The sequence below is a fragment of the Pseudonocardia sp. genome, from assembly GCF_050246655.1.
Lineage (GTDB): Bacteria > Actinomycetota > Actinomycetes > Mycobacteriales > Pseudonocardiaceae > Pseudonocardia.
On record NZ_JBFWVQ010000071.1, the window covers coordinates 1 to 22,843 of the forward strand.

The window sequence follows — 22,843 nt, forward strand, 5'->3', positions numbered from 1 at the left end:
GTCCACCACGAGCAGGCCGTGCAGATGGCCTCCTGGGTGCGCGACCACACGACCGACCCCGTGGTCCGCACCCTCGCCTACGACATCGAGTCCACCCAGACCGCCGAGATCGGTCGCATGCAGGGCTGGCTCACGCTGTGGGGTGCCCCGCAGCAACCACCGGGCAGATACATGCGGTGGATGGCCGGCACGACCGGGCACGGCGGCCACGGGGGCGGGCTCGCGGCGGTTCCTCCGGACGGCGTCGCCACGATGCCGGGAATGGCCTCCCCCGAGGAGATGGCCGCGCTGCGGGCCGCCTCCGGCCCCGACCTGGACGTGCTGTTCCTGCAGCTCATGCTGCGCCACCACGAGGGCGGCGCCCCGATGCTCGCCTACGCCGCGCAGTACGCCGCGGAGCCCGCTGTGCGGACGCTCGCCCAGCAGATGGCCACCGCCCAGACCACCGAGGCCGGCTACCTGCAGACGCTCCTCGCCGAGCGGGGCGCGCAGCCGCTGCCGTCCTGACGGTCAGGCAAGCAGGCTCGGGTGCTCCACCACCCGACCGTCCGCGCCGCTGACCAGCACCTCGTAGGTCGCGGGCTCGTCGGCGAGCGCCTCGGAGAGCAGCGGCACGACGTGCTCGCGGACCGGGAACGGCGACAGGGCCCTGCGGTAGGCGTCCACCGACGCGAACCGGACGGCCAGCACCCAGCGCTGCGGCTCGTCCACCGCGCGGCCCAGCTCCCCGCCCAGGCAGCCCGGCGCCGCGGTCAGGAGCTCCAGGGCGCGCCGGGCACGTGCGACGAAGCGGACATTCGCACCCGGGTCGGCGGGATCGTCGGGGACGGCGAATCGGCACACGAGCAGCACGGGGCGCGATCCTCGCACGCCCCCGAGCGCCCGGGGTGCACGGCCGGGCCGTCCTAGGATGGCCGGTGCGGCCACGACGTCCGGACGGGCGTTGCAGCGAGCACCGGGGGGTGCGGGCCGCCGCCCCCGGGAGGGGACTCCGATGTCCATCGTCGAGGCGGCAGGCGAGCCCGTCGACACCGCCGAGGAGGGCGCCGACGCCCACGACGAGGTGCACGAGGGCCGCGCGGCCGCCCCCGCCCCGGTACGCACCCCTGCCACGCTCGCGGCGGCAGGTGATCTCCTGCGAGCGCTCGCAGCGCCCGTCCGCATCGCGATCGTCCTGCAGCTGCACGAGTCGCCCTGCTGCGTGCACGACCTGGTGGACGCCCTCGGCGTCACCCAGCCCCTGATCAGCCAGCACCTGCGGGTGCTCAAGTCCGCGGGGGTGGTGCACGGGGACCGGCGGGGCCGCGAGGTCGTCTACTCGCTGGTCGACGACCACCTCGCCCACATCGTCGTGGACGCCGTCGCGCACTCCGAGGAGGGCCGGTGAGCCAGTCCCCCGAGGCGGGCACGCGACCGCTGCGCGCCACCCGGCAACGTGCGGCGGTGTCGGCCCTGCTGGACCGGCTCTCGGACTTCCGATCGGCGCAGGAGATCCACGAGGAGCTGCGCCGCGCCGGTGAGGGCATCGGCCTCACCACGGTCTACCGCACCCTGCAGACGCTCGCGGACTCCGGCGAGGTGGACGTCCTGCGCACGGACTCCGGCGAGTCCGTCTACCGCCGCTGCGACTCCGCCGACCACCACCACCATCTCGTCTGCCGCCGCTGCGGGCGTGCCGTCGAGATCGAGGGGCCCGCGGTGGAGACGTGGGCGCAGAAGGTCGCCGACGAGCACGGGTTCACCCAGCTCAGCCACACCGTGGAGATCTTCGGCCTGTGCCGGGAGTGCGCCGCCCGCTGATCGGACGCGCACCTGCACCTCGCGCGTGACGTGCGCCAGCCGGTGGGCGGTCCTGGTGAGCAGCCCGAGGCTGATCGCCGCCACGATCACGTAGACCACGAGGCTGCCCACGCTGCGTGCAGCGCCACCGCGATCAGGAAGGTCCGGCGAACCGCTTCCGTGGCGGCAGCCCTCGGCCATCCACCACAGCGCGGCGGCCGTGAGCCCCGTCCGGGCCGTGTGCGCGGCGGGCTCAGCACGCCGCGCAGGACCAGCAGGTCGTCCTCGGCCGTGAGGTCGCCCTCGGACTGGATCAGCTCGACGAACGCGTGGCCCATTGTCCCTGCACCGCGAACCCGCACCCGGGGCGACGCCCAGGACCAGGCCGTCCGCGAGCCGGCGCGGCGTGAGGACCAGCACCAGCGCGGCCGGGACGATCAGCTTCGCGCCCTCCTCGATCAGCCCGACCGCGATCATCGGCGTCACCGGCCCCGGCCCACCAACCGGTGATCCGCCTGCCGGGACCTGGAACACATGTTCCGGCCTGGCACACGGCTCGTGGTGCTCACACATACCGCCGACGGGCTGTGCGAGCACTTCCGGGTGTGTGCGAGCGACGGAACATGTGTGCGAGACATGTGGACCGCTCCGGACGCCACGAGCGTCCGGCGTCTCAGATCGAGTCACCCGGCCTTCCGATCTCCGGCTACCGTGCGGGTCGTTCAGACGCGAGGAGGCGCACCGATGACGGAGAACGGGATCGCGGGGGCGAACGGCACCGCCGCGTCGCCCAGCACGGTGCGCGAGCTGCAACTGCCCGAGGCACTGAAGCTCGCGACGCTCGCCGCGGTGTTCGAGGACCTGCAGTACGTCCTCAAGTGCTGCGAGCACCTGGTCGCGGCCCTCGGGTCGCCGGATGCGGGCCCGGTGCGGGTCGCCACGGACGACGCGCTCGTCGAGGCGCTGTGGACGGGCGCCCTCGTCGGCTACGTGCGCTGCTTCTCCGGCCGTACCGCCGTCCTGACCGAGGCGGACCTCAAGGAGCTGAACCTCGACGGGGACGTCACGCAGTTCCACGACATGGTCAAGAAGCTGCGCGACCACTACGCCTCCCGGCACACGAACCCGCGTGAGTCCTTCACGATCGGTGCGGCGCAGAGCAACGACGGCCGGCCCAACGGCATCGCGGTGGTCTCCACGCCGCGCCCGATCGTCGACGACACGACGGTGCGGCTCCTGGGCCGCGTCGCGTACGCGCTGTCCGGTCTGGTCGACGCACGGATGCAGGAGACGCAGAACCGCGTGCTCGGCGCGGCCGGCAAGCTCACGCCCGCGGAGCTCGCGAAGCTGCGGATCGTGCACCTGGCGGCGCAGGGATAGCACCCGAAGACGCGGACGGGCGCGGCGCCGACGAGGGTCACGCCGCGCCCGTCCACTCCACTCTCACGCGGTGCCCGGTGCGAAACGCTCCTCGCCGAGCACCGCGAGCAGCCGCAGCTTCTCGGCGGTCTCGCTGCCGGGGGACGCGGTGAGCACCAGTAGCGCCTGCGAGCCGTCCTCGGTGAACAGCGCCTGGCAGTCGACCTCCAGCGCCCCCAGCTCGGGGTGGCACAGCACCTTGTGGTCGGCGAACCGGCGGGCCACCTCGTGGCGGTCCCACAGCTCCGCGAACTCCGGGCTCAGCCGCTGCAGCGTGCGGACCAGCTCCCCGGCCCGCGACCGGGCCCCGAGCAGGCCGTAGGCGGCCCGCAGGTTCGCCACCTGGGCCCGGCTCTGTCGATCGTGGTCCCCGGCCGGGTAGCGCAGCCGCTCCGCCGGGTCGGTGAACCAGCGGTAGATCTCGCTGCGGGCGAGCCCGGTGTGCCGCGACGCGTCGCCGAAGAGGGCGCGAGCGAGGTCGTTCTGGACGAGCGTCTCGCCCAGGCTCGACAGGACGAGGGCAGGGGTGTCGGCGAGGCGGTCCAGCACCCGCAGCAACGTGGGCGCGACGTGCGCCGCCACCGTCGCCGCCCGCGGTGGGTTGCGGCCCGCGGCGAGGAAAAGGTAGTCGCGCTCATCGGCGGTGAGCCGCAGCGCCCGGGCGAGAGAGGCGAGCATCTGCTCGCTCGGCTGCGGAGCGCGGCGCTGCTCCAGGCGGGTGTAGTAGTCGGTCGACATCGTCGCGAGCGCCGCCACCTCCTCGCGGCGCAGGCCCGGCGCCCGCCTGCGCGCCCCTGCGGGCAGGCCGACGTCGTCCGGGCGGAGGGCCTCCCGGTGCCGGCGGAGGAACTCGGCCAGTGCTGCACGGTCCACGCCGCCAGTATCGGTGCGTCCCCGGCCGCGAGGCAGGGATCGCCGGTCCCCCGACATCGGCGCCCTGGAGCGCCGCCGGGCCCGGACGCAGGCTCGGTTCATGCAGATCAGCGAAAACACCGTCTTCATCCCGGGCTCAACCAGCGGGATCGGCCTCGCGCTCGCCCTCGCGCTGCGGGACCGGGGCAACACCGTGATCGTCGGCGGGCGGCGGGCCGAGCTCCTGGAACGCATCGCGGCCGAGCACCCCGGCCTGGACACTGTCCGGATCGACACAGCCGACCCGGCGAGCATCCGGGACGCCGCCGCCGAGGTGCTCGCCCGCCACCCGGACCTGAACGTGCTGGTCACGATGGCCGGCGTCATGCGGATCGAGGACTGGCGCACCCCGACCGGCTTCCTCGACTCCGCCGAGGAGGTGATCACCACGAACCTGCTCGGCCCGATCCGGCTCATCGCGGCGTTCGTCGAGCACCTGCGCGCGCGGCCGTCGGCCACGATCGTGACGGTCTCGTCGGGGCTCGCCCACGTCCCGCTGCAGGTGACCCCCAGCTACAACGCCTCCAAGGCGGCGATCCACATGCTGAGCGAGTCGCTGCGCCTGCAGCTCGCCGGCACGGGCGTCGACGTGGTCGAGCTGGTGCCGCCGTCGGTGCGGACGGCGCTCCTGCCCGGGCAGGAGGAGAGCGAGTTCGCGATGCCGCTCGACGACTTCGTCGACGAGGTCGTCACGCTGCTGGACAAGCAGCCGGACGCGCGGGAGATCCTCGTCGAGCGGGTGGGGTTCCTGCGGTTCGCGCAGGCCCGCGGGGACTACGACGACGTCGTGGCGGCGCTCAACGCCCACGACCCGCACGGCCGCTGAGATCGGCCCCCGGTTCAGGCGGTGAGCACCCGCGGCCCGTTCTCGGTGACCGCGACCGTGTGCTCGACGTGTACGGCCCGGCTGCCGTCGGCGGTGCGGACCGTCCAACCGTCGGGATCGTGGCGGTAGCCGTCGCTCCCGCTCGCGATCAGCATCGGCTCGATGGCCAGCACGAGCCCGGGGCGCAGCGTGAGCCCACGGCCCGGACGGCCCTCGTTCGGGACGAACGGGGCCTCGTGCATCGAACGGCCGACCCCGTGGCCGCCGTGGTCGGCGAGCATGCCGTAGCCCGCGGCGCGGGCCGTGCTGCCGACGGCGTGGGCGAGATCGCCCATCCGCGCACCGGGACGGGCCTGGGCCAGCCCGGCCTCGAGAGCCTTCTCCGCTGCGGCGATCAGCTGGAGGTCCGCCGGGTCGGCCTCGCCGACGACCGTGCCGATCGCCGCGTCGGCGCACCATCCGTCCAGGTGGACGGCGAGGTCGACGGTCAGCAGGTCGCCGCCGTCCAGCGGGGCGTCGGTGGGCGGGCCGTGGACGACGGCGTCGTTCACGCTCGCGCAGATCGCGCCCGAGTAGGGGGTGGGGGCCCAGTCCGGGTGGTAGCCGAGGAAGGTGGGGCGGGCGCCCGCGTCCGCGATGAGGTCGCGGGCGAGGGTGTCCAGTTCGCGGGTGGTGACGCCGGGGGCGGCGTGGTCGGACACGGCGGCCAGGACGGCGGCGACGATCCGGCCTGCCGCTGCGATCGCGTCGATCTCGTCCGGTGTCTTCAGCTCGATCACACGATAACTATACCGGTACTACAATCCCGGTCATGGTGCGCGACCCCCTCACCCCGGCCGAACGCGCGCGCGGCGAACGCCTCGGCGTCCTGCTGCGCGAGCTGCGCGGACCGCGCAGCATCGTCGAGATCGCCGCCGAGGCCGGGATCTCCCCCGAGACGCTGCGCAAGATCGAGAGCGGCCGCATCGCCACGCCTGCCTTCTTCACGGTCGCCAACCTCGCCACCGCCCTGGGCACCTCGCTGGACGTCCTGGCGGCCGCGACGGAGCCGGCGGGGGTGCCCTGACCGGGCACCTCGCAACATCGCGGATCACGTCGCAGCCGTCCGGAGGGCTGCGAGGTGCCGCTACCGGTTGCGGGGTGACCGGGGATCAGGTGTCCACGAGCTCGGCGCGCATCCCGGAGGCACCGGCCACCACCAGCATCAGCAGCGTGCCCATCGCCTTCTCGTCCAGGCCTGCGGCGGGGAAGGCGTACCGCAGCGTGACGTCCCAGCCCCGCTCGCCGCGGACCACCCGAGGCGTCCCGAACAGCGACTCCCCCACGCCGAGGCCCACGCGCGCGGGAACGTCGGCGTCGAACGGCAGATCCCACGCCACCACGCACGTCAGGTTGAGCACGGGCAGGCCGTCCTCCAGCTCCGTGCCCTGCACGAACGCCACGACACCGCCGTGAGCGAACGTGAGCGCCCCGTCGTCGTCCACCCGGACGTCGTGGAAGCGCTCCAGGGCGGCCTTCGCCGTCTCCAGCGGGGTGCTCACCGGGTACCGGCCCTGTCATCGGCCCGGTCGACGGCGCCTCCGAACCGGCGGTCGCGGCGCGCGTAGATCTCCACGGCCTCCCAGAGATGGCGGCGGTCGAAGTCGGGGAACAGGGTGTCCAGGAAGACCATCTCCGCGTACGCGCTCTGCCACAGCAGGAAGTTCGACGTGCGCTGCTCCCCCGACGAGCGCACGAACAGGTCGACGTCGGGCATGTCCGGCTCGTCCAGGTGCCGCGCGATCGTCCGCTCGTCGATCTTGTCCGGCTTCAGCCGCCCCTGTGCGACCAGCCGCGCGACCTCCCGGACCGCGTCCGTGATCTCCGCGCGGCCGCCGTAGTTCACGCACATCGTGAGGTTGAGGACGTCGTTGTGGCGCGTCTTCTCCTCGGCGATCTCCAGCTCCTTGATCACCGAACGCCACAGCCGCGGCCGCCGCCCGGCCCAGCGCACCCGCACGCCCATCGCGTGCATCTCGTCCACCCGGCGGCGGATGACGTCGCGGCTGAAGCCCATGAGGAAGCGCACCTCGTCCGGGCTGCGCTTCCAGTTCTCCGTCGAGAACGCGTACGCCGAGAGCCACTTGACGCCGATGTCGATGCAGCCGCGCGCGACGTCCATCAGCGATGCCTCGCCGCGGCGGTGCCCCTCGATGCGGGGCAGGCCGCGCGCGTTCGCCCAGCGCCCGTTGCCGTCCATGACCAGGGCGACGTGGTGCGGCACCAGCGCGGCCGGGATCACCGGCGGGCGGGCCCCGGACGGGTGCGGCGGGGGCGGCTGGAACCGGGACACGGCCCGCACCTTACGCCCGCCATGATCACCGCCTCGGCGCGGAATGCACACCCCGCGTCGCCCGTCGCGCCGCAACGGCGATCATGCCTCGCCCCGGGCCCTCCGCAGCAGCGTGATCATGGCCTTGCGGACCTCGTCGGGTGTCGCGACGGGCCCGTCGAAGGAGATCCGGACGTCCTGACGGGCGTCCGCGGCGTCGGTCGCGGCGACCCGGAAGCCGTAGCGGTCCACCGAGGTCATCCGCGCGGACTCGACGGCAAGGCCGGCGTAGAAGCGGCAGTACGTGACGAGCGCATCCGCGTGGTCGTCGTTCATGTGCTCGATCACCCCGGCCGCGAACGGCGCCACCGGATCGGGCTGCGCGTCGCCGTACTCCTGGGCGTCCACCCAGCTCATCCGGGCGAAGCCGCCCACGAAACGCACGGCGTCCACCGCGAGGCGGTACAGGCGGAAGTCGTGGAAGTCCTGCACGTACGAGCCGGGGTGCGCGGCACGGTAGACCGCCGCCGCGGCGTCGCGCTCGGCACCGTCCAGTGCGGTGACCGCGCCGAGCAGGGTCGCCCGGGCGTGGGCGAGCGGATCGCCGGGGCGGTCGTCGGCGACGAGCAGGGACGCGCGGGCGTCCGCGGCGAGGTTGCGGCTGTGCTCGGCGAGATCGGAGAGCCACAGGACCGGCCGGCCGTCGGCGTCCGCGGCGTAGGTGACGACGGAGCCGAATGGGAAACCGGGGTGCACCGCCGAGTGCGTGGCGAGCATCCCCGTCGTCGTCGTGGCGACGAGGGTGCGGGCGAGCTCGGCGTCGGAGGGCTCGACGGGGTCCGGGGCCTCCGTCACCCGAACCCGCCCGCCCCCGCCGCGGCGAGCACGAAGATCAGCGGTAGCACGACGAGCAGGACGAAGATCGCCGTGAACGCGATGCTGATGATCAGGCCGGCGAGGGCGATGCCGTCGCCCTGCTCGCCGGTCTCCCGGATCTGCCTGCGGGCGATGAACCCGAACACGATCCCGACCGGCGCGAACACGAACGCGAAGACCAGCGAGAGGATCGCCATCGTGTTCGTGGGCGGGGGCGCCGGGTAGCCGTAGCCCTGGCCGTACCCGGGGGCGCCGTAGCCGGGGGCGTAGCCCGGCGTCTCGGGCGGGTAGCCCGGGCCGGGCGGGGGCTGGCCGCCGGGATAGCCAGCCTGCACCGGTGGGGCGCCCGTGGGGTCGGTGCCGAGGTCGCGGTAGGCCGCCGCCTCGGCCTGCTGGCCGTAGGACGGAGCGCCGTAGGAGGAGCTGCCGTAGGCGGGCGTGCTCGGCGGGATGGCGCCGTAGGCGGGTGTGCCCGGCGGGGCGCCGTAGCCGGACGTGGCCGGCGGGGCGGCGTAGCCGGACGTGGCCGGCGGGGTGGCGTAGCCGGTTGGGCCCGGCGGGGCGTAGCCGGGTGTGCCCGGCGGCGGGGCGCCGTGGCCGGGGGGCGACGCCGGGCTCTCGGACTGGGCCCAGCTGCCCCCGGGCGTCGCGGCCGCGCCCCCGGTGCCAGGGGTGGCGGGGGTGGCGGGGGTGGCCGTCGACGGGATGTTCCCCCGGGCTGTCGTGGGGTCGGACGGCCCTGTCCCGGCGCCCGCTGCCCCGACACCCGGCGGCGTGCCCTCGGCACCGGGCCCGCCCGCGGGGGCGGCGGACCCGCCGGGTGCCGTGGCGTCCGGCGCGGCTCCTGCGTCGTGGGCGTCGTGGGCATCGGAAGCACGCGGCGCCCCGCCGCTGCCCGCACCGGGTGAGCCGGGCGTCCCCGCGCGGGCCGCGGAAGTGTCGATGACCTGCGTGGAACCGGCCGCCCCCTCGTCCGGGCTGCTCGTGGAGTCGGGCGGGCTCCACGACTGCGCGGGCCAGTCGCCGGACGACCCGTCCGGAGCGGGCGCAGCCGTGGGGTCGGACGGCGCGCGGTCGGACGGGTCCTGCGTCATGGTCTTCTTGCCCCCTGGCCTCGATGATCGCGGGAGGATCCTAGGGGCGACGGTACGCGCCCGGAGCGGCGACGCGCCCCTTGCTCGCACGCCGGGACGGCACCCGGAGCCGTAGGCTTCTGGCGTGGATCCGTTCCGGTCGGCAGGGGCCTGACGTGGCCCTCTACCGTGACGTCGGCGTGGTGCTGCGGGTGCACAAGCTGGGCGAGGCCGACCGGATCGTCACCTTGCTCACCCGCCGCCGCGGGAAGCTGCGCGCGGTGGCGAAGGGGGTGCGGCGGACGCGGTCCCGCTGGGGGGCGCGGCTGGAGCCGTTCAACCACGTCGACGTGCAGTGCTACACCGGCCGCAGCCTCGACGTCGTCACGCAGGCGCAGACGCTCGATGCGTTCGGCGCTGGCATCGTGAGCGACTATGCCCGGTACACGGCGGGCTGCGCGATGCTGGAGACCGCCGACCGCCTCGTCGCCGAGGAGGGCGAGCCGGCACTGCGGCTGTACCTGCTGCTCGTCGGGGCCGTCCGGGCACTGGCGGACGGGGAGCGTGATCCCTCACTGGTGCTGGACGCGTTCCTCCTGCGCGCGATGAGCCACGCCGGGTGGGCACCTGCGATCACGGACTGTGCCCGCTGTGCGGCGCCGGGCCCGCACCGGGCGTTCAGCGTCGCGGGCGGCGGCGCGGTGTGCGCCCGGTGCCGCCCACCCGGCTCCGTCGTACCGTCCTCGGAGACGTTCGCGCTGCTCGACGCCCTGCTGCACGGGGACTGGCACACCGCCGACGCCGCCACCGCGCCGACCCGCCGCGACACCAGCGGCCTGGTCGCCGCGCACCTGCAGTACCACCTGGAGCGGCAGCTGCGGTCGCTGCCCCTGGTGGAGCGGCGGGCCACTCCCGCTCCACCGGTGGTCACGGGGCCGGGCTGAGCCCTTCCGCCGGCCGGGCCGGAGTCGCACCGGGGCACCCCTTCGCAGGGATTCCGCACCCCTCACAGAGGCCGCAGCATCTGCGAACCGTGCCCAGGCCCTGCGAGGGCGGCGCCACCACCTGCGAACCACATCCGAACCCTGCGAACCGGGCCCACCCCGCGACCCACGCCCGAGCTCTACCCAACCAGCGCCCGGCCGAAGAGGCCCCCGCGCAGCCCACCCACCGTCCGGGGCCCCACGCAAGCGCGAGCACGGCCCGCGACCGGCCCCAGCCGGTCAGAACCCCAGCTTCCGCAGCTGCCGCGGATCGCGCTGCCAGTCCTTCGCCACCTTGACGTGCAGGTCCAGGTACACCTTGGTCCCGAGCAGCTTCTCGATCTGGCGGCGGGCGTCCGATCCGACCTGGCGCAGGCGCTCCCCGCCGCGGCCGATGACGATGCCCTTCTGCGACGGGCGCTCGACGTAGATCTGGGCGTGCACGTCCAGGAGGTCCGCGCGGCCCTCGCGGGGGACCATCTCCTCGACGACGACGGCGATCGAGTGCGGCAGCTCGTCGCGCACGCCCTCCAGGGCCGCCTCGCGGACCAGCTCCGCGACGAGCGTCTCCTCGGGTTCGTCGGTGAGCTCGCCGTCCGGGTAGAGCGGCGGGCCCTCCGGGAGCCGCGCGACGAGCAGGTCCGCGAGCAGCGCCACCTGGAACCCCGACACGGCCGAGCAGGGCACGATGTCGGCGAAGTCCATCAGCCCCGCCAGCTCGGAGAGGCGCGACGCCACCTGCTCGGGCGGCGCGAGGTCGGTCTTCGTGACGATCCCGAGCACGGGTGTGCGCGCGGCGACCGCCCGCAGCTCGCCCACGATGAACTCGTCCCCGCGCCCGACCGGGGCGTCCGCGGGCACGCAGAACCCGATGACGTCCACCTCGGCCCAGGTCTCGCGGACGATGTCGTTGAGCCGCGATCCGAGCAGGGTGCGCGGTTTGTGCAGGCCGGGGGTGTCGATGACGACGAGCTGGGCGTCCTCCCGGTGCAGGATGCCGCGGATGGCGTGGCGTGTGGTCTGCGGCCGGCTGGAGGTGATCGCGACCTTCGAGCCGATCAGCGCGTTGGTCAGCGTCGACTTGCCCGCGTTGGGGCGGCCGACGAAGCAGGCGAAGCCGGACCGGAAGCCCTCCGGCACGGTCGGGAACGTCATGCGTCGACCTCCACACCGAGGCGGGTCAGGATCGCCCGCCCGATCGGCAGCGCCGCGGTAGCCGCCGGGGACGGGGCGTTGAGCACGTGCAGGACGGCGCCGGCGCCGTCGCCCGACGCGACGAACAGGAAGTCGTCGACCAGCCCGCCGTCGGGTCGGACCGCCTGCGCACGCACCCCGGCGCCCGCGGGGTGCAGGTCCTGCTCGCGCACGTCCGGCAGCATCCGGCGCAGCCGCTGCGCCATCGCGGCGCGGGAGAGGGAGCGGTGCACCTCCCCCAGCCCGTAGCGCCAGTGGCGGCGGGCGAGCTGCCACAGGCCCGGGTAGGCGAGGGTGGCGGCCAGCTCGCGCGGCACGACGTCGCGCCACGAGTAGCCCTCGCGGGCCAGGGCCAGCACGGCGTTGGGTCCGACGTGCACGGATCCGTCCAGGCCGCGGGTGGCGTGCACCCCGAGGAACGGGAACGCCGGGTCCGGCACGGGGTAGATCAGCCCCTGGACCAGCACAGGCGTGGCCAGATCGGTGTACTCGCCGCGGAACGGCACGATCCGCACCCCGGGATCGGCGCCGGAGGCGCGGGCGAGGGTGTCGGAGTGCAGGCCGGCGCACGCGACGGCCTGGCGGCCCAGCACGTCTCCCCGGGAGGTGCGGACCACGACGTCCGCGCGCCGGCGCACCAGAGCGGACACCGACCTGCCGAGCAGCACCTCCCCGCCGCGCTCCGCCACGAGCTCGGCGAGCTTCTCCGCGATCAGCCGGTAGTCGCACACCCCGGTGGACGGCACGTGCAGCCCTGCGAGGCCCCGCACGTGCGGCTCGTGTGCACGCAGCCCGGCCGCGTCCAGCTCGCGGGCCTCGACGCCGTTCGCGACGCCGCGGCGGGCCAGCTCGCGAAGCCGCGGCAGCTCCTCGGGCTCCGTGGCAACCACGACCTTGCCGGTGACCGCGTGCGGCAGCTCGTGCTCGCGGCAGAACGCGACCGTCTCCGCACACCCGGTGACCGCCAGCCGCGCCTTGAGGCCGCCCGGGGCGTAGTACAGCCCGGAGTGGATGACGTTGGAGTTGTGGCCGGTCTGGTGCGCGGCAAGGGATTCCTCGCGCTCGACGACCGCGACGGAGCGGCCCGCCCTGACCGCCGCCCACGCCGTCGCCAGTCCGACGATCCCCCCACCCACGACGACGAGGTCGTAGCGGTCATGCCGACGGGTGCCTGGCATCCGTCTCCTCCCGTGCCGTCTCGTCCCGCTCGTTCTCCGGCGCGTCCACCGGCGTGACCAGCACCGTCGTGATCCGGACGCGACCGCGCGCGTCCTTGCCGCCCTCGGCGAGCAGCCGCAGGCCCGCCACCTCCGCGTGCGCACCGGGCAGCGGCACCTTGCCGAGGCGCTGGGCCAGCAGGCCGCCGACGGTGTCGACGTCGGTGGTCTCCGCGAGGTCGCGCAGCTCCTCCGCGTGGACGGTGCCGACGAGCGTGGGCCGCAGGCGCTCCTCGAGATCCTCCACCGGCAGCCGGGCCGCCACCCGCAGCGTGCGCTCGTCCACGTCCTGGATCGCGGGGATCTCCTCGGTGTCGTACTCGTCGGTGATCTCCCCGACGATCTCCTCCAGGATGTCCTCGATCGTGACGATCCCGGCGGTGCCGCCGTACTCGTCCACCACGATCGCCATGTGGTTGCGTCGGGCCTGCATCTCGCGCAGCAACGCGTCCACGCCCTTGGAGTCCGGCACGAACGCCGCGGGGCGCATCACGCCGGACACCGGGGCCTCGCCCGCACCCGCGGCCGACGCCTGGGTCTGGACGAGGTCCTTGAGGTAGGCGACGCCCACGATGTCGTCGATGTTCTCGCCCAGCACGGGCAGCCGCGAGTAGCCGCTCTTGAGCGCCAGGCGCAGCGCCCGGTCGACCGTGGTGTCGTGCTCGGTCCACACGACGTCCGGGCGCGGCACCATGACCTCGCGGACGATCGTGTCGCCCAGCTCGAACACCGAGTGGATCATCTTCCGCTCGCCTTCGTCCACCACACCGGTGGTGCTCGCCATGTCGACGAGCTCGCGCAGCTCCACCTCCGAGGAGAACGGGCCCTCCCGGAAGCCGCGGCCAGGGGTGATCGCGTTCCCGATGAGGATGAGCAGCTGCGTGAGCGGCGAGAGCAGGCGCGCCAGCGCCCGTACCGGCGCGGCGATCACGCAGCCGAGCGCGTACGGGTGCTGGCGGCCGAGCGTGCGCGGGCCGACGCCGATCAGGACGTAGCTGACCACGACCATGATCCCGCCCGCGACCAGCGCGCCGACCCACGGCGGCTCGAACCAGAAGTCCATCGCGACGGTGAGCAGCACGACCGCGGCGGTCTCGGCCGCGAGGCGCAGCAGGAGCAGCAGGTTCACGTGCCGGGGCCGCTCGGCCACGACCGCCTGCAGCGCCCTGGCCCCGCTGCGGCCATCGCGGACCAGCGCGTCCACCCGCGCACGCGAGACGGTGTTCAGCGCGGCGTCCGCTGCGGCGAAGAGCCCCGCCAGCGGGATCAGCAGCGCGGCGATGACGATCAGACCGACCGGGGTGTTCATCGCAGGTGGGCTCAGCCCTCCTCGAGGCCTGCGGCGCCCAGCACCGCGGAGTCGCTGCGGCGCTGTGCCTCCCGGCTGGCGGTCCGGCGGCGCTCGGCGCGCCACCCGGCGAGCAGCCGGTCCTGCAACCCGAACATCTCCCGCTCCTGCTCCGGCTCGCCGTGGTCGTAGCCGAGCAGGTGCAGCACGCCGTGCACGGTGAGCAGGTGCAGCTCGTCGGCGAGGGTGTGGCCCGCGGTGCGCGCCTGGGAACGCGCGAACTCCGGGCACAGGACCACGTCGCCGAGCAGCGCGGGCCCGATGTCCGGCGCGTCCGGGCGGCGGGTGTCCTCCACGATCTCGTCCATCGGGAACGCCATGACGTCCGTGGGGCCCGGCTCATCCATCCACCGCTCGTGCAGCTCAGCCATCACCTCGCTGGTGACGGCCGTGATGCACAGCTCCGCGGCCGGGCTGACCTGCATCGCGGCGAGGGCGTAGCGCGCGACCGACACGATCAGCGCCGCGTCCAGGTCGACGCCCGACTCGTTGCAGACCTCGATGGACACGCGGTTCCCTTGATCCGATCCGGTGTGGGTGGAGCAAAGCCTAGTCCGTGCCCGGGAGGGTCGCCCGACCGCTCATCCGGCACTCATCCGACAGTGTCGCGCAACCAGTTGTGCAGCAGGACCGCCCCCGCGTCCCCCGACTTCTCCGGGTGGAACTGGGTGGCCGAGAGCGCCCCGTTCTCCACCGCGGCGACGAAGTCCTCCCCGTGGTGGGACCACGTCACCAGCGGCGGCGCGATCACCGGCGACGGCTCCAGCTCCCAGCGGCGGACCGCGAACGAGTGCACGAAGTAGAACCGCGTGTCGGCGTCCAGCCCGGCGAAGAGCGTGGACGCGGCCGGGACGCGGACGGTGTTCCAGCCCATGTGCGGCAGCACGTCCGCCTTGAGCCGCTCGACGGTCCCGGGCCACTGCCCGCACCCCTCGGTGGCTTCGCCCCACTCGACGCCGAGGTCGAACAGCACCTGCATGCCGACGCAGATGCCCAGGACGGGACGGCCGCCGGCGAGGCGCCGTCCGATGATCCCCGGCCCGTCGACGGCGCTGAGCCCCGCCATGCAAGCCGCGAACGCCCCCACCCCGGGCACGACCAGGCCGTCCGCCTCCAGGGCGGCCTGCCGGTCGGCCGTCACGACGACGTCCGCCCCGACCCTGCGCAGCGCCCGTTCCGCCGAGCGCAGGTTGCCCGAGCCGTAGTCCAGCACGACGATCCTCGACACCCGCGCCAGGCTACCGGCCCCGGCCTACTGGTCGGTGACCTCGACCCCGAGCGCCGCGAGCACCGCCGCACCGAGGGGGATCTGCTGGTCCGCGCCGATGCGCGCGCCGCGCAGGGCGAGCGCGCCGCGCACGCCGTCCAGGGTGGAGCCGTGCAGGCGGGCGCCGGTGAGGTCGGCGCGGTCCAGCTCGGCGTCGGTGAGGTCGCAACGCAGCAGGGCGGCGTCGGTGGCCGTGAACTCGTAGAGATCGGCGCCGCGCAGGTCGCAGTCCTCGGCCAGCAGCCGGTCGGCGCGGGCCATCCGCAGGTCCAGCAGGTCCGCCCGGCAGTCGGTGATCCGGACGTCCTGCAGCGTCGTCCCGCTCAGAACGGTGCCGGTGAGGCGGCAGCCGGTGAACACCACCCGCGAGAACACGGCCCGGTCCAGCACTGCACCGGAGAGGTCGCAGCCCTCGAAGAGGGTGTCGCGCACCTCCAGGCCCGTGAACACCCGGCCGGACAGGTCGGTGCCCGCGAACCGGCATTCGCGCAGGTCGAGATCCGCGACGGGCCCGGCGAACACGTGACCGGCCCCGAACTCCACGCCGTCCAAGCGGTGGCCGGGATCGGCAGGAGGCGGGTCGTAGGACGGCGGCACCTGCGGGGCCTCGACGGTGGTCCTGGCGGCGCTCCTGCGACGGGGTGGCACGCCGCGACCGTACGGCGTCCCGGCCCGGCACTGACGCCGGCGGTTCACGGATCACTGCGGTCGGGCGCCGATCGCCTTCTCGATCGCGGCGCAGTAGGCGGGGACGTGCGTGGTCACGAGGGCCGCGAAGAGGCCGTCGGACTGCAGCCGGTCCGGCGCCTTGATGGTCTGCCAGAACCCTCTCGCCGACGTTTCGGCCGCCTGGGCGTAGGCGCGGATCGCCGCGACGACCGCCGGGGGCATCGCGCGAGCGGTCTGCGGCCGCGGCTCGGCGGTGACGTGCCCCATGTCCCTCTCGGCCCGGGCGAACTCCGCCAGCCGCCCGGCCTTCCCCGCCAGCAGTTGCCGCAGCTGGCCGGCGAACGGGTTGTCGTAGGTCACGGACGCCAGGTCGGCGAGCGAGACCGGGTGGGCCCCGCCGTTCACCAGCACGTACTCGGTCTCGAAGATGCTGATGGCGCGGCCGAGCGCCGGGTGGGCGGTGATGTTGTGCCCGGCCAGCCCGTCGACGTCGATGCCGACGAGGTAGGCGGCCTTGTCCACGATGTTCAGCACGTGCCCGTCGCCCCCCGGGGAGATCGCCGTGCCGAGCAGGGCACCGGTGTTCCGGCAGAACGACAGGGTGCGCACCCGCCGGTTGGACTTGTCGGCACCGGCGCTGTGATCGGCGATCGACCGGCGCAGCTCGTCGTAGGAGACGTCGTCGGCGATCACGACGCTCTCGGCGGCGGGCCGGCTCGTGAACCGCCAGATCATGTTCCGGTCGACGTGCCGGTAGTGGCGGAAGAGGCCGGCCATCTGCAGGGTCAGGTCGGATGCCGGCGACCCGTCGGAGGTGCCGAGCGTCTCCGGGTGGAAGGCGAGCGCCAGGGGGGCCGTCCGGTCGGCCCAGGCGAACACCTGGTTGCGCGCGCGGACCAGCCAGCGGCGCGCGGACTCGCCTGGCCTGCGGGTCGGGTCGCCCACCAGGTAGGCGGACACGTCGGCGGACTCGGTGCCCCGGTGGCGGCGGCGCATGTGCGCGACGAACCCGTCCCTGGCCCGGCCCGCCTCGAACCACCAGAGACCCGCGCGCGGGTCGAACAGGTGCATGCCCTCCCGCGAGAGGTACGTCGCGATCGCGGGGGCGTCCCCGTCGCCGAGCAGGAGCAGGCGCAGGGTGTCCTCGGTCGGCAGCCCGTGCAGCGCCGGCCAGAGGCCGCCGGCGGGCGGTGGTCCCGCGGGCGGCGCGGGCGCGGTGAGCGCGAAGAAGTCGTCGGCCCAGCCGGCACCGGTCACCCGCCAGTGCTGGTCCGCCCACACGGCGGCTCCGGGCGCTGTGGGGAACTCCTGGTCCGCCACGAGCCGGCGCACGTCCGCGGTCATCTCGCCGGTCCACGCCACGATCGGGGCACCGCGGTCGACGCAGCGTTTGAGCCACACCGCTGCGGCGGCGCGGGCCGAGGTGTTGTCGGTGAAGCCGCTGCGGAACACGGGCGGGGGTTCCCGCCCGACCGGCGGCGGCCCGGCCGGGCGCGGCGCAGGCGGGGCGGGCGGGGGTGCGGTCGCGGGCGCCGACGTCGTCCCCGCGGCCCCGGTGGTCGGAGTCGTCCCCGCGGCCCCGGTCGTCGGCGTGGTCACAGGAACAGGCCCAGCTCCGCGGCCGACCCGAGCAGGCCCTCGACGTCGACGCCCGCGCCCTTCTCCCCCAGCGCGTTCTGCAGCGCGCCGAGGGTGGACGGGTCGAGGGCCTTGCCACCTCCCGACCCGCCCCGGTCGTCCGGTGCCCCCGGAGCCGCGCCCTGCCCGCCCTGGGACGGTGCCTTCGCCCGGGACAGCGCCTTCGTGATCGTGGGCAGGAGCTGCTCGACATGGTCGAGGTAGGCCGAGATGGTGTCGTGCGCGACCTGCTGCGCCTCGGCGGAACCCTTGGCCGCGGTGCCCTGGGCCGCGGTGAGGACCTCACCGATCACCGCCGCGCCGCCCGCGTCCCGGAACAGTGACGTGCCGATGAGGCCGGCGAGCTCGTGCGCCGGGCCTGCGGGTGCCTCCGGCAGCTGCTGCACCGCGACGGCGGGGGCACCGAGCGGCGCCGGCCGGGCCTCGGCCAGGCGGGCGTGGCGGCGCTGCCGCAGCCGCTCGATCGCGGTGGGCTGGATCGGGATGGTCGTGTCGTCCCAGCGCCAGAAGCGGGTGAGATCGAGCGTCTCCCCGCAGTTGGCCCGGCCGAGGACGGCCTCGGCGAAGACGCCGCCGGTCGGCAGGACGACGGTGTCGCGGTCGGTCGCGTCCTCGTCGCCGCTCTCGTCGCCGCCCTCGTCGCCGCTGACGTGCCGGGCCCGGAACGCGGCGGCCGCCGCCTCCTGGCCCTCCGGGAACGCCCACCGGAACCCGACGAGGTTGCCGACCACCGCGACCGGCGCCGGGTCGATCGTGTCGGCGAGCGGGGCTCCCTCGTGCCACCTGCCCGCCAGCATCGCCGCGACCTGGTCGGGTTCGAGCCGCATCCAGATCGCCTGGTCGAACGCCAGCTGGCGGTCCTGCAGCTGCGCACCGAGATCCGCCAGCTCGTGCGCCTGCGCCTCCTCGGCCAGCTCCACCTGGGCGAGCGCGGCAGCGACCGCCCCGTCGAGGGCCGCGGCGATCTCCGGGGCCGTGCCCTCGGCGACACCCGCGGCGGCCGACCGGGCGGCGTCGAGCGCCCCCTCCAGCGCAGCGCGCCGGGCGGTACGGGCGGGGCCGTCCTCGTCGAGCCGTTCGAGCCGCTGCGCGAGCGCGTCAAGCCCCGTCGCGCGGGCCGCGTCGGCCAGCGGCCGGGCGAACGCGGTGACCTGGTCCGGGTCGTCGAAGCGGGTGGCCGCCATCGGCAGGAACAGCAGCCGCTCGGCGTCGGTGACCCGCGTCGCCAGCTCGTAGACCTGCAGGACCTCGAAGTAGAGCAGCGTGAGTGCGTGCATGTGGTTGTAGTTCGCGACGACGCGGGTGGTGAACTGCTCGGTCTCGCTCTCGTGCACCTCCTGGACCGTCGTCGAGCGCTGCCCGCGCACGTTCGCGGCCTGCTGCTGGGTGGCCTCGCGCACGGACCGGGTGCTGTCGGACGCGAGGCCGCGCGCACCCGTCGCGAACGCGACCGCCGTCGCGACGGAGCTGTTGGCCGAGCCGGAGGAGGCCACCCCGAGGAACCCGGCGACACCGGTGACGCCGGAGTCGGTCTGCGACGCCAGCGCCGACGTCGACGACGTCCCGACACCGACCTGGTGCGCGACCACGCTCGTCACCTCGTGGATGCCGCGGTCGCGCCCCGCGGCCTGCGCCGCGGTCTCCTCGGCGGCGACGTCCTCGGACGTCCCGCCCGCGGAGCTGCGGTCCCAGGTCGACATCGCGATCTGCGTGACCTCGCCCGGGGCGAGCGCGACCGAGTGCAGCAGCCGGCCGAGGGTGACCCCGCGCTGGCGCCACGCCTGCTCGTGGCTGAGCAGCGCGCCCTCCGCGGGGAGCCCGGCACCGGTGGCGGGGGCGGCGAGCGGGTCCAGTGGGCCGTCGATCTCGCGCGGGGCGCCCGCGCCCGCGGCCAGGCGGGTGATCCCCGCGGTGCGGTAGGTCACCACGTGGGAGACCGGCAGGTCGGGGTCCGGGGCGAGCTCCTCGCCCACGGGCGGGCCCGTGCGGGCGGGCCTGGCGTTGTCTGCGTTGTCTTTGGCGTGCAGGGCGGCGAAGGCGCGGGTCCACGCGCCGTTCGCGCCGTCCGTCGCAGGGGCGGGGACCGGTGTCTCAGGGGGCATCGGTGCCCTCCGGCTGGTCGGTGACGAACTCGACACCCGGCGTGCTCCCGCCCGACCCGTCACCCGCAGCATCACCAGTGTCACCGGCATCACCGGCCGTGCCGCCGGTCCCGTCCCCGGCCCCGTCCTCCCCGGCAGCGGGCGCGCTCCACGGCGACCCGGCCGCACCGGCCTTCTCGCGGGCGGGCGGACCACCACCCGCATTGAGCGCCGCGCCCGCGAGCGTCGGGTCGAGGCGGCCCTTCCCGTCCCCGACCGCGTCCATCACGGCCCCGGCGACCTGGCGCTGGAACTGGAGGTGGCGCCGGAAGTTCTCCCCGGCCAGCGTCGCCGCCGTCGACGCGCCGGACGCGGACAGCTCGATCGCCGAGCGGGCCAGCGCCGCGCTGGTCGCGGCTCCGGTGAGATCGGCGAACAGCTCCGGGTTCGCCGCGGCGGCGGCCAGGGCGGGGACACCGGAGGCGAGCTGCGGGAACGTGACCGGCCCGAGGTTGATCGTGGCTGCCGGCACCTCGGCGCGCGTCGGGACCGGCAGCGGGTCGTCGTCGGTCTGGCCGATCGGGTCGATGCCGGTGGGGCGGATCGGGGGCAGGGCGTCGGCCCAGTTCCAGAAGCGGGTGAGGTCGAGCTTCTCGGCCGCGACGGCCTCACCGAGGACGGCCTCGCCGAACACGCCGCCGGTGGGCAGCGGCATCGCCTCGTCCAGCTCGGGTGCGCGGTCCACGTGGCGTTCCCGGAAGCGGCGGGCCGCGTCCGGGTCCGCGTGGGGCCACCGCAGGCCGACGTAGCTGCCCGCGACGGCGACCGGTGTCGGGTCCAGCGTCGGCGCCACGGCCACGCCGTCGTGGGTCGCACCCTCGAGCATCCCCGCGTAGACGCCGGGGTCCAGCCGCATCCAGATCCCCTGGTTGACCGCGGTGCGGTGGTGGGCGAGCGCCCGGTGGACCCGGGCGGTGAGGGCGTCGAGGAGCGTCTCGTCCAGGGCGGGCGGCTCGGTGGCGCCGGGATCGGCGGCGAGCAGCGCCGCGAGCGCGGCCCGGTCCCGGCGGGCCTCGTCGTGCTCGCGGGCGAGCCTGGCGACATCCGCGGCGGCGGCCAGGGCCGCGGCGTCGGCGACCCGGCCCTCGTCGGTGGCGGTGCTCAGGCTGCGTTGCAGCGCGGCCCGGGCGGCGAGGCCCGGGTCGTCCGCAGCGCGGAGGGCGTCGCGGGCCGCGAGCACGGCGTCGCCCGCCTCCTGTGCCCGCTCGCCCGCCTCGGCCGCCCGGGTGTGGGCGGTGGCGAGTGCGGCCGCCGCCTCGGCTGCCCGCCGCCACACCTGCGCGACGCGCACGGCGCGCAGCGGGAGGCCGAGCGGTGCGCCGAGCAGCAGCAGGTCCACGCCGGTCGCGACGTCGTGCAGGCCGAGCGCGTGCGCGGTGTCGACGATCTCGCGCCGGTAGCGGGCGAGGGCCCGCCCGGTCTGCTCGGGGTCCGCGAAGTCGACCATCTTCATCGGCACGAACAGCAGCCGGTGCGCGTCGACGACGCGGGTGCGCAGCCGGGCGACCTGGACGACCTCGTAGTACTGCAACGTCAGGGCGTGCATGTGGTTGTAGTTCGCGACGACGCGGGTGCGCAGCTCCAGCGCGTCGGACTCCGAGACCTCCCGCACCGACGCGGTGTGGCGGCGCCGGGCGAGGTGCGCCACGTCCACGGCCTGCTGGTGGACGTCCTGGTTGCTCTCGTCGGAGAGCTCGCGCACGCCCGTGGCGAACGTCGCCGTGACCGCGGTGGACGTGGTGAGCGCCGAGCCGCCCGAGAAGCCGAGCCCGCTCAGCAGCCCACCCGCGCCGATCTCGGAGGTGGCGCCCTGCGCGACGCCGACGGTCGTGTCGGCGGTGGTCTGGGTCGCCGAGGTGCGCTCGGACTCCGCGAGCGAGCCCGCCGAGGTGCCGCTGCGCGCCAGGAGCTCGTCCTGCGACGCGACGTCGGCCGAGTCCTGCAGGACGCTGCGGGTGTGACTGGTCACCGCGATCTGGGTGATCTCGCCGGGGGCGAGGCTCACGCTGTGCAGCAGCTCGCCGAGGGCGAGACCCTGCATCACCCAGCTCTGCTCGTGCACGAGCAGCACGCCCTCCGCGGCGCGGGCGGGCGCGGCGGCGGACCGGGGCGGTGGCACGACGAACGGTCCGGCCAGCGCGCGCACGCCGTCCGTCCAGGTCCAGAGGCGACCACGGGTGTCGGCGACGACGAGCACCGTGGGCCCGACCGCTGCGGCCACGAAACCGACCCCGCCGCCGCTGCGCACCGGCCCGACCGGCGCGCCGGACACGGGATCCCACATCCGGATCCCGTCCAGCCCGCACGACACGAGCAAGGAGCCGTCGGCGCTCCAGGCCAGGCTGGTCACGCGCGCGTCGTGGCGCCACGCGCCGGACCCCGCCGGCTCCCCGCTCCGCGGGTCCCACAGCCGCACGGAGCCGTCCTGCCCGGCCGTCGCCACCAGCCTGGCGTCCGGCGCGATCGCCGCCGCCGTCACCGCCCCCGGATGGCGCCCGGACGCCGTCCGCCACGTCTTCGAGGAGCCGTCCGTCCCGAAGCCGACGGAGCCGTCCGCGCCGCCCGCGACGACCACCGGGCCGCCCGACCGCACCGCGGCCCGCAGGATCGTGAACGGCCCCGCGGCCGGGCGCGCCAGCGTGTCCTCCGCCGTGACGGTGTGCTGCGCATCGAGCGTCAGCAGCGCGAGGGTGCCGCGTCGGCCGGCGACGACGAGCCGGTCCGGGCCGGCGAAGGCCACCCCGACGGCCCCGGAGGTCCGGTGGCGCAGTGGCGGGCCGAGCGGGGCTCCGGTGCCGGTGTCCCACAACCGCACGGTTCCCTCGGCGTCCGCGGAGACCAGGCGCGCACCGGACGGATCGACGTCCACCGACCGCACCGGACCGTCGTGGCGCTCCGCGGGCACGAGCACGGGCGCGCCCTCGGACGTCCACGTCCGCACCGCACCGGCCTCGTCACCCGTCGCGACCCAGGTGCCGCCCGGGGCGATCGCGAGGGCGCCGATCACCGGTCCGCCCTCCGGGGTGACCGGGCCGTGGCCGAACCAGGTGGTCTCCCGCTGCGGCGGGTCCGAGCGCGGGATCCGCGTCACCGCGGCCGTCCGGACGTAGCGCGCGTTGGAGATCGGCAGGTCCCCCATGCGCGGGACGAGGTGATCCGGGGTGGACTCTTCCGTCAGGGACGGCACGGG

General features: G+C 75.0%; 23 protein-coding genes. 7 read left to right on the forward strand and 16 right to left on the reverse strand.

The features are described 5' to 3' along the window. On the forward strand, positions 1-507 hold a 507-nt coding region (locus tag AB7J25_RS20485), incomplete at its 5' end, for a DUF305 domain-containing protein (protein WP_428511200.1). Between the two features lie 3 nt (positions 508-510). Here the strand turns inward: AB7J25_RS20485 and AB7J25_RS20490 are convergent. Further along, positions 511-852: an antibiotic biosynthesis monooxygenase gene (locus AB7J25_RS20490; RefSeq protein WP_428511201.1), complete on the reverse strand. Its 342-nt coding sequence runs from the start codon at positions 850-852 to the stop codon at positions 511-513. 142 nt (positions 853-994) lie between these two features. Between AB7J25_RS20490 and AB7J25_RS20495 the strand changes: the two genes are divergently transcribed. From AB7J25_RS20495 to AB7J25_RS20505, 3 genes are all read left to right on the forward strand, one after another. Further along, positions 995-1,387, forward strand: a complete 393-nt coding sequence (locus AB7J25_RS20495) for an ArsR/SmtB family transcription factor (RefSeq protein WP_428511202.1) — start codon at positions 995-997, stop codon at positions 1,385-1,387. After that, entirely contained in the window at positions 1,384-1,800 is a 417-nt protein-coding gene (locus tag AB7J25_RS20500; RefSeq protein ID WP_428511203.1) for a Fur family transcriptional regulator, read from the forward strand. Before AB7J25_RS20495 ends, AB7J25_RS20500 begins: the two co-directional genes overlap by 4 nt. 723 nt (positions 1,801-2,523) lie before the next feature. Continuing rightward, positions 2,524-3,159, forward strand: coding sequence for a hypothetical protein (locus tag AB7J25_RS20505; protein ID WP_428511204.1), 636 nt, complete (start codon positions 2,524-2,526; stop codon positions 3,157-3,159). Positions 3,160-3,222: 63 nt separating this feature from the next. Here AB7J25_RS20505 and AB7J25_RS20510 read toward each other — a convergent pair whose 3' ends face one another. Next, a complete protein-coding gene (locus tag AB7J25_RS20510) occupies positions 3,223-4,071 on the reverse strand; it encodes a helix-turn-helix transcriptional regulator (protein ID WP_428511205.1) in 849 nt (282 codons plus the stop codon). 100 nt (positions 4,072-4,171) lie between these two features. Between AB7J25_RS20510 and AB7J25_RS20515 the strand changes: the two genes are divergently transcribed. After that, complete coding sequence (locus AB7J25_RS20515; RefSeq protein WP_428511206.1) at positions 4,172-4,936, forward strand: SDR family oxidoreductase; 765 nt, start codon at positions 4,172-4,174, stop codon at positions 4,934-4,936. A gap of 14 nt (positions 4,937-4,950) precedes the next feature. On the opposite strand, the gene map is transcribed toward AB7J25_RS20515, so the two are convergent. Next, positions 4,951-5,715 (reverse strand): type I methionyl aminopeptidase, encoded by a 765-nt coding sequence (gene map, locus AB7J25_RS20520; RefSeq protein ID WP_428511207.1) that lies wholly within the window; start codon positions 5,713-5,715, stop codon positions 4,951-4,953. A 32-nt stretch (positions 5,716-5,747) separates the two neighbouring features. On the opposite strand from map, the gene AB7J25_RS20525 reads away from it, so the two are divergent. Further along, the gene (locus tag AB7J25_RS20525; protein ID WP_428511208.1) at positions 5,748-6,002 is read left to right on the forward strand and encodes a helix-turn-helix domain-containing protein; all 255 of its coding nucleotides are present in this window, start codon (positions 5,748-5,750) and stop codon (positions 6,000-6,002) included. Between the two features lie 85 nt (positions 6,003-6,087). On the opposite strand, the gene AB7J25_RS20530 is transcribed toward AB7J25_RS20525, so the two are convergent. The 4 genes from AB7J25_RS20530 to AB7J25_RS20545 form a co-directional block, all read right to left on the reverse strand. Then, a complete protein-coding gene (locus AB7J25_RS20530) occupies positions 6,088-6,477 on the reverse strand; it encodes a hypothetical protein (protein ID WP_428511209.1) in 390 nt (129 codons plus the stop codon). Then, positions 6,474-7,268 carry an isoprenyl transferase gene (locus tag AB7J25_RS20535; RefSeq protein WP_428511210.1) on the reverse strand — a complete coding sequence of 265 codons (795 nt, stop codon included), beginning with the start codon at positions 7,266-7,268 and terminating at the stop codon, positions 6,474-6,476. Before AB7J25_RS20535 ends, AB7J25_RS20530 begins: the two co-directional genes overlap by 4 nt. 81 nt (positions 7,269-7,349) lie before the next feature. Beyond that, complete coding sequence (locus AB7J25_RS20540) at positions 7,350-8,102, reverse strand: HugZ family protein (RefSeq protein ID WP_428511211.1); 753 nt, start codon at positions 8,100-8,102, stop codon at positions 7,350-7,352. Then, entirely contained in the window at positions 8,099-9,217 is a 1,119-nt protein-coding gene (locus AB7J25_RS20545) for a DUF4190 domain-containing protein (protein WP_428511212.1), read from the reverse strand. Before AB7J25_RS20545 ends, AB7J25_RS20540 begins: the two co-directional genes overlap by 4 nt. Before the next feature lie 155 nt (positions 9,218-9,372). Between AB7J25_RS20545 and recO the strand changes: the two genes are divergently transcribed. Next, positions 9,373-10,140 (forward strand): DNA repair protein RecO, encoded by a 768-nt coding sequence (gene recO / locus AB7J25_RS20550; protein ID WP_428511213.1) that lies wholly within the window; start codon positions 9,373-9,375, stop codon positions 10,138-10,140. Between the two features lie 279 nt (positions 10,141-10,419). On the opposite strand, the gene era is transcribed toward recO, so the two are convergent. The 9 genes from era to AB7J25_RS20595 all read right to left on the reverse strand — a co-directional run bounded on the left by era (position 10,420) and on the right by AB7J25_RS20595 (position 22,840). Continuing rightward, positions 10,420-11,334 (reverse strand): GTPase Era, encoded by a 915-nt coding sequence (era, locus tag AB7J25_RS20555; protein WP_428511214.1) that lies wholly within the window; start codon positions 11,332-11,334, stop codon positions 10,420-10,422. Next, positions 11,331-12,551 carry an L-2-hydroxyglutarate oxidase gene (gene lhgO, locus AB7J25_RS20560; RefSeq protein ID WP_428511215.1) on the reverse strand — a complete coding sequence of 407 codons (1,221 nt, stop codon included), beginning with the start codon at positions 12,549-12,551 and terminating at the stop codon, positions 11,331-11,333. The genes era and lhgO overlap by 4 nt, the downstream gene beginning before the upstream one ends. Beyond that, positions 12,529-13,899 (reverse strand): hemolysin family protein, encoded by a 1,371-nt coding sequence (locus AB7J25_RS20565; protein ID WP_428511216.1) that lies wholly within the window; start codon positions 13,897-13,899, stop codon positions 12,529-12,531. The genes lhgO and AB7J25_RS20565 overlap by 23 nt, the downstream gene beginning before the upstream one ends. 11 nt (positions 13,900-13,910) lie before the next feature. Further along, complete coding sequence (gene ybeY / locus AB7J25_RS20570) at positions 13,911-14,447, reverse strand: rRNA maturation RNase YbeY (protein ID WP_428511217.1); 537 nt, start codon at positions 14,445-14,447, stop codon at positions 13,911-13,913. Positions 14,448-14,530: 83 nt separating this feature from the next. Next, positions 14,531-15,166: an imidazole glycerol phosphate synthase subunit HisH gene (hisH, locus tag AB7J25_RS20575; RefSeq protein ID WP_428511218.1), complete on the reverse strand. Its 636-nt coding sequence runs from the start codon at positions 15,164-15,166 to the stop codon at positions 14,531-14,533. Positions 15,167-15,190: 24 nt separating this feature from the next. After that, on the reverse strand, positions 15,191-15,853 hold the full coding sequence (locus AB7J25_RS20580) for a pentapeptide repeat-containing protein (RefSeq protein ID WP_428511219.1): 663 nt from the start codon (positions 15,851-15,853) through the stop codon (positions 15,191-15,193). A gap of 51 nt (positions 15,854-15,904) precedes the next feature. Then, positions 15,905-17,473, reverse strand: coding sequence for a hypothetical protein (locus tag AB7J25_RS20585; protein WP_428511220.1), 1,569 nt, complete (start codon positions 17,471-17,473; stop codon positions 15,905-15,907). Continuing rightward, on the reverse strand, positions 17,470-19,614 hold the full coding sequence (locus AB7J25_RS20590; RefSeq protein WP_428511221.1) for a hypothetical protein: 2,145 nt from the start codon (positions 19,612-19,614) through the stop codon (positions 17,470-17,472). The genes AB7J25_RS20585 and AB7J25_RS20590 overlap by 4 nt, the downstream gene beginning before the upstream one ends. Next, positions 19,604-22,840: a WD40 repeat domain-containing protein gene (locus AB7J25_RS20595; protein WP_428511222.1), complete on the reverse strand. Its 3,237-nt coding sequence runs from the start codon at positions 22,838-22,840 to the stop codon at positions 19,604-19,606. The genes AB7J25_RS20590 and AB7J25_RS20595 overlap by 11 nt, the downstream gene beginning before the upstream one ends. Positions 22,841-22,843: the final 3 nt, after the last annotated feature.

Bases quoted from the DNA above. Each gene is read 5' to 3' on its own strand.
- AB7J25_RS20495 (WP_428511202.1), top strand. From the start codon at position 995: ATGTCCATCGTCGAGGCGGCAGGCGAGCCCGTCGACACCGCCGAGGAG.
- AB7J25_RS20505 (WP_428511204.1), top strand. From the start codon at position 2,524: ATGACGGAGAACGGGATCGCGGGGGCGAACGGCACCGCCGCGTCGCCC.
- AB7J25_RS20515 (WP_428511206.1), top strand. From the start codon at position 4,172: ATGCAGATCAGCGAAAACACCGTCTTCATCCCGGGCTCAACCAGCGGG.
- AB7J25_RS20525 (WP_428511208.1), top strand. From the start codon at position 5,748: ATGGTGCGCGACCCCCTCACCCCGGCCGAACGCGCGCGCGGCGAACGC.
- AB7J25_RS20545 (WP_428511212.1), bottom strand. From the start codon at position 9,217: ATGACGCAGGACCCGTCCGACCGCGCGCCGTCCGACCCCACGGCTGCG.
- era (WP_428511214.1), bottom strand. From the start codon at position 11,334: ATGACGTTCCCGACCGTGCCGGAGGGCTTCCGGTCCGGCTTCGCCTGC.
- lhgO (WP_428511215.1), bottom strand. From the start codon at position 12,551: ATGCCAGGCACCCGTCGGCATGACCGCTACGACCTCGTCGTCGTGGGT.
- AB7J25_RS20565 (WP_428511216.1), bottom strand. From the start codon at position 13,899: ATGAACACCCCGGTCGGTCTGATCGTCATCGCCGCGCTGCTGATCCCG.
- AB7J25_RS20590 (WP_428511221.1), bottom strand. From the start codon at position 19,614: ATGCCCCCTGAGACACCGGTCCCCGCCCCTGCGACGGACGGCGCGAAC.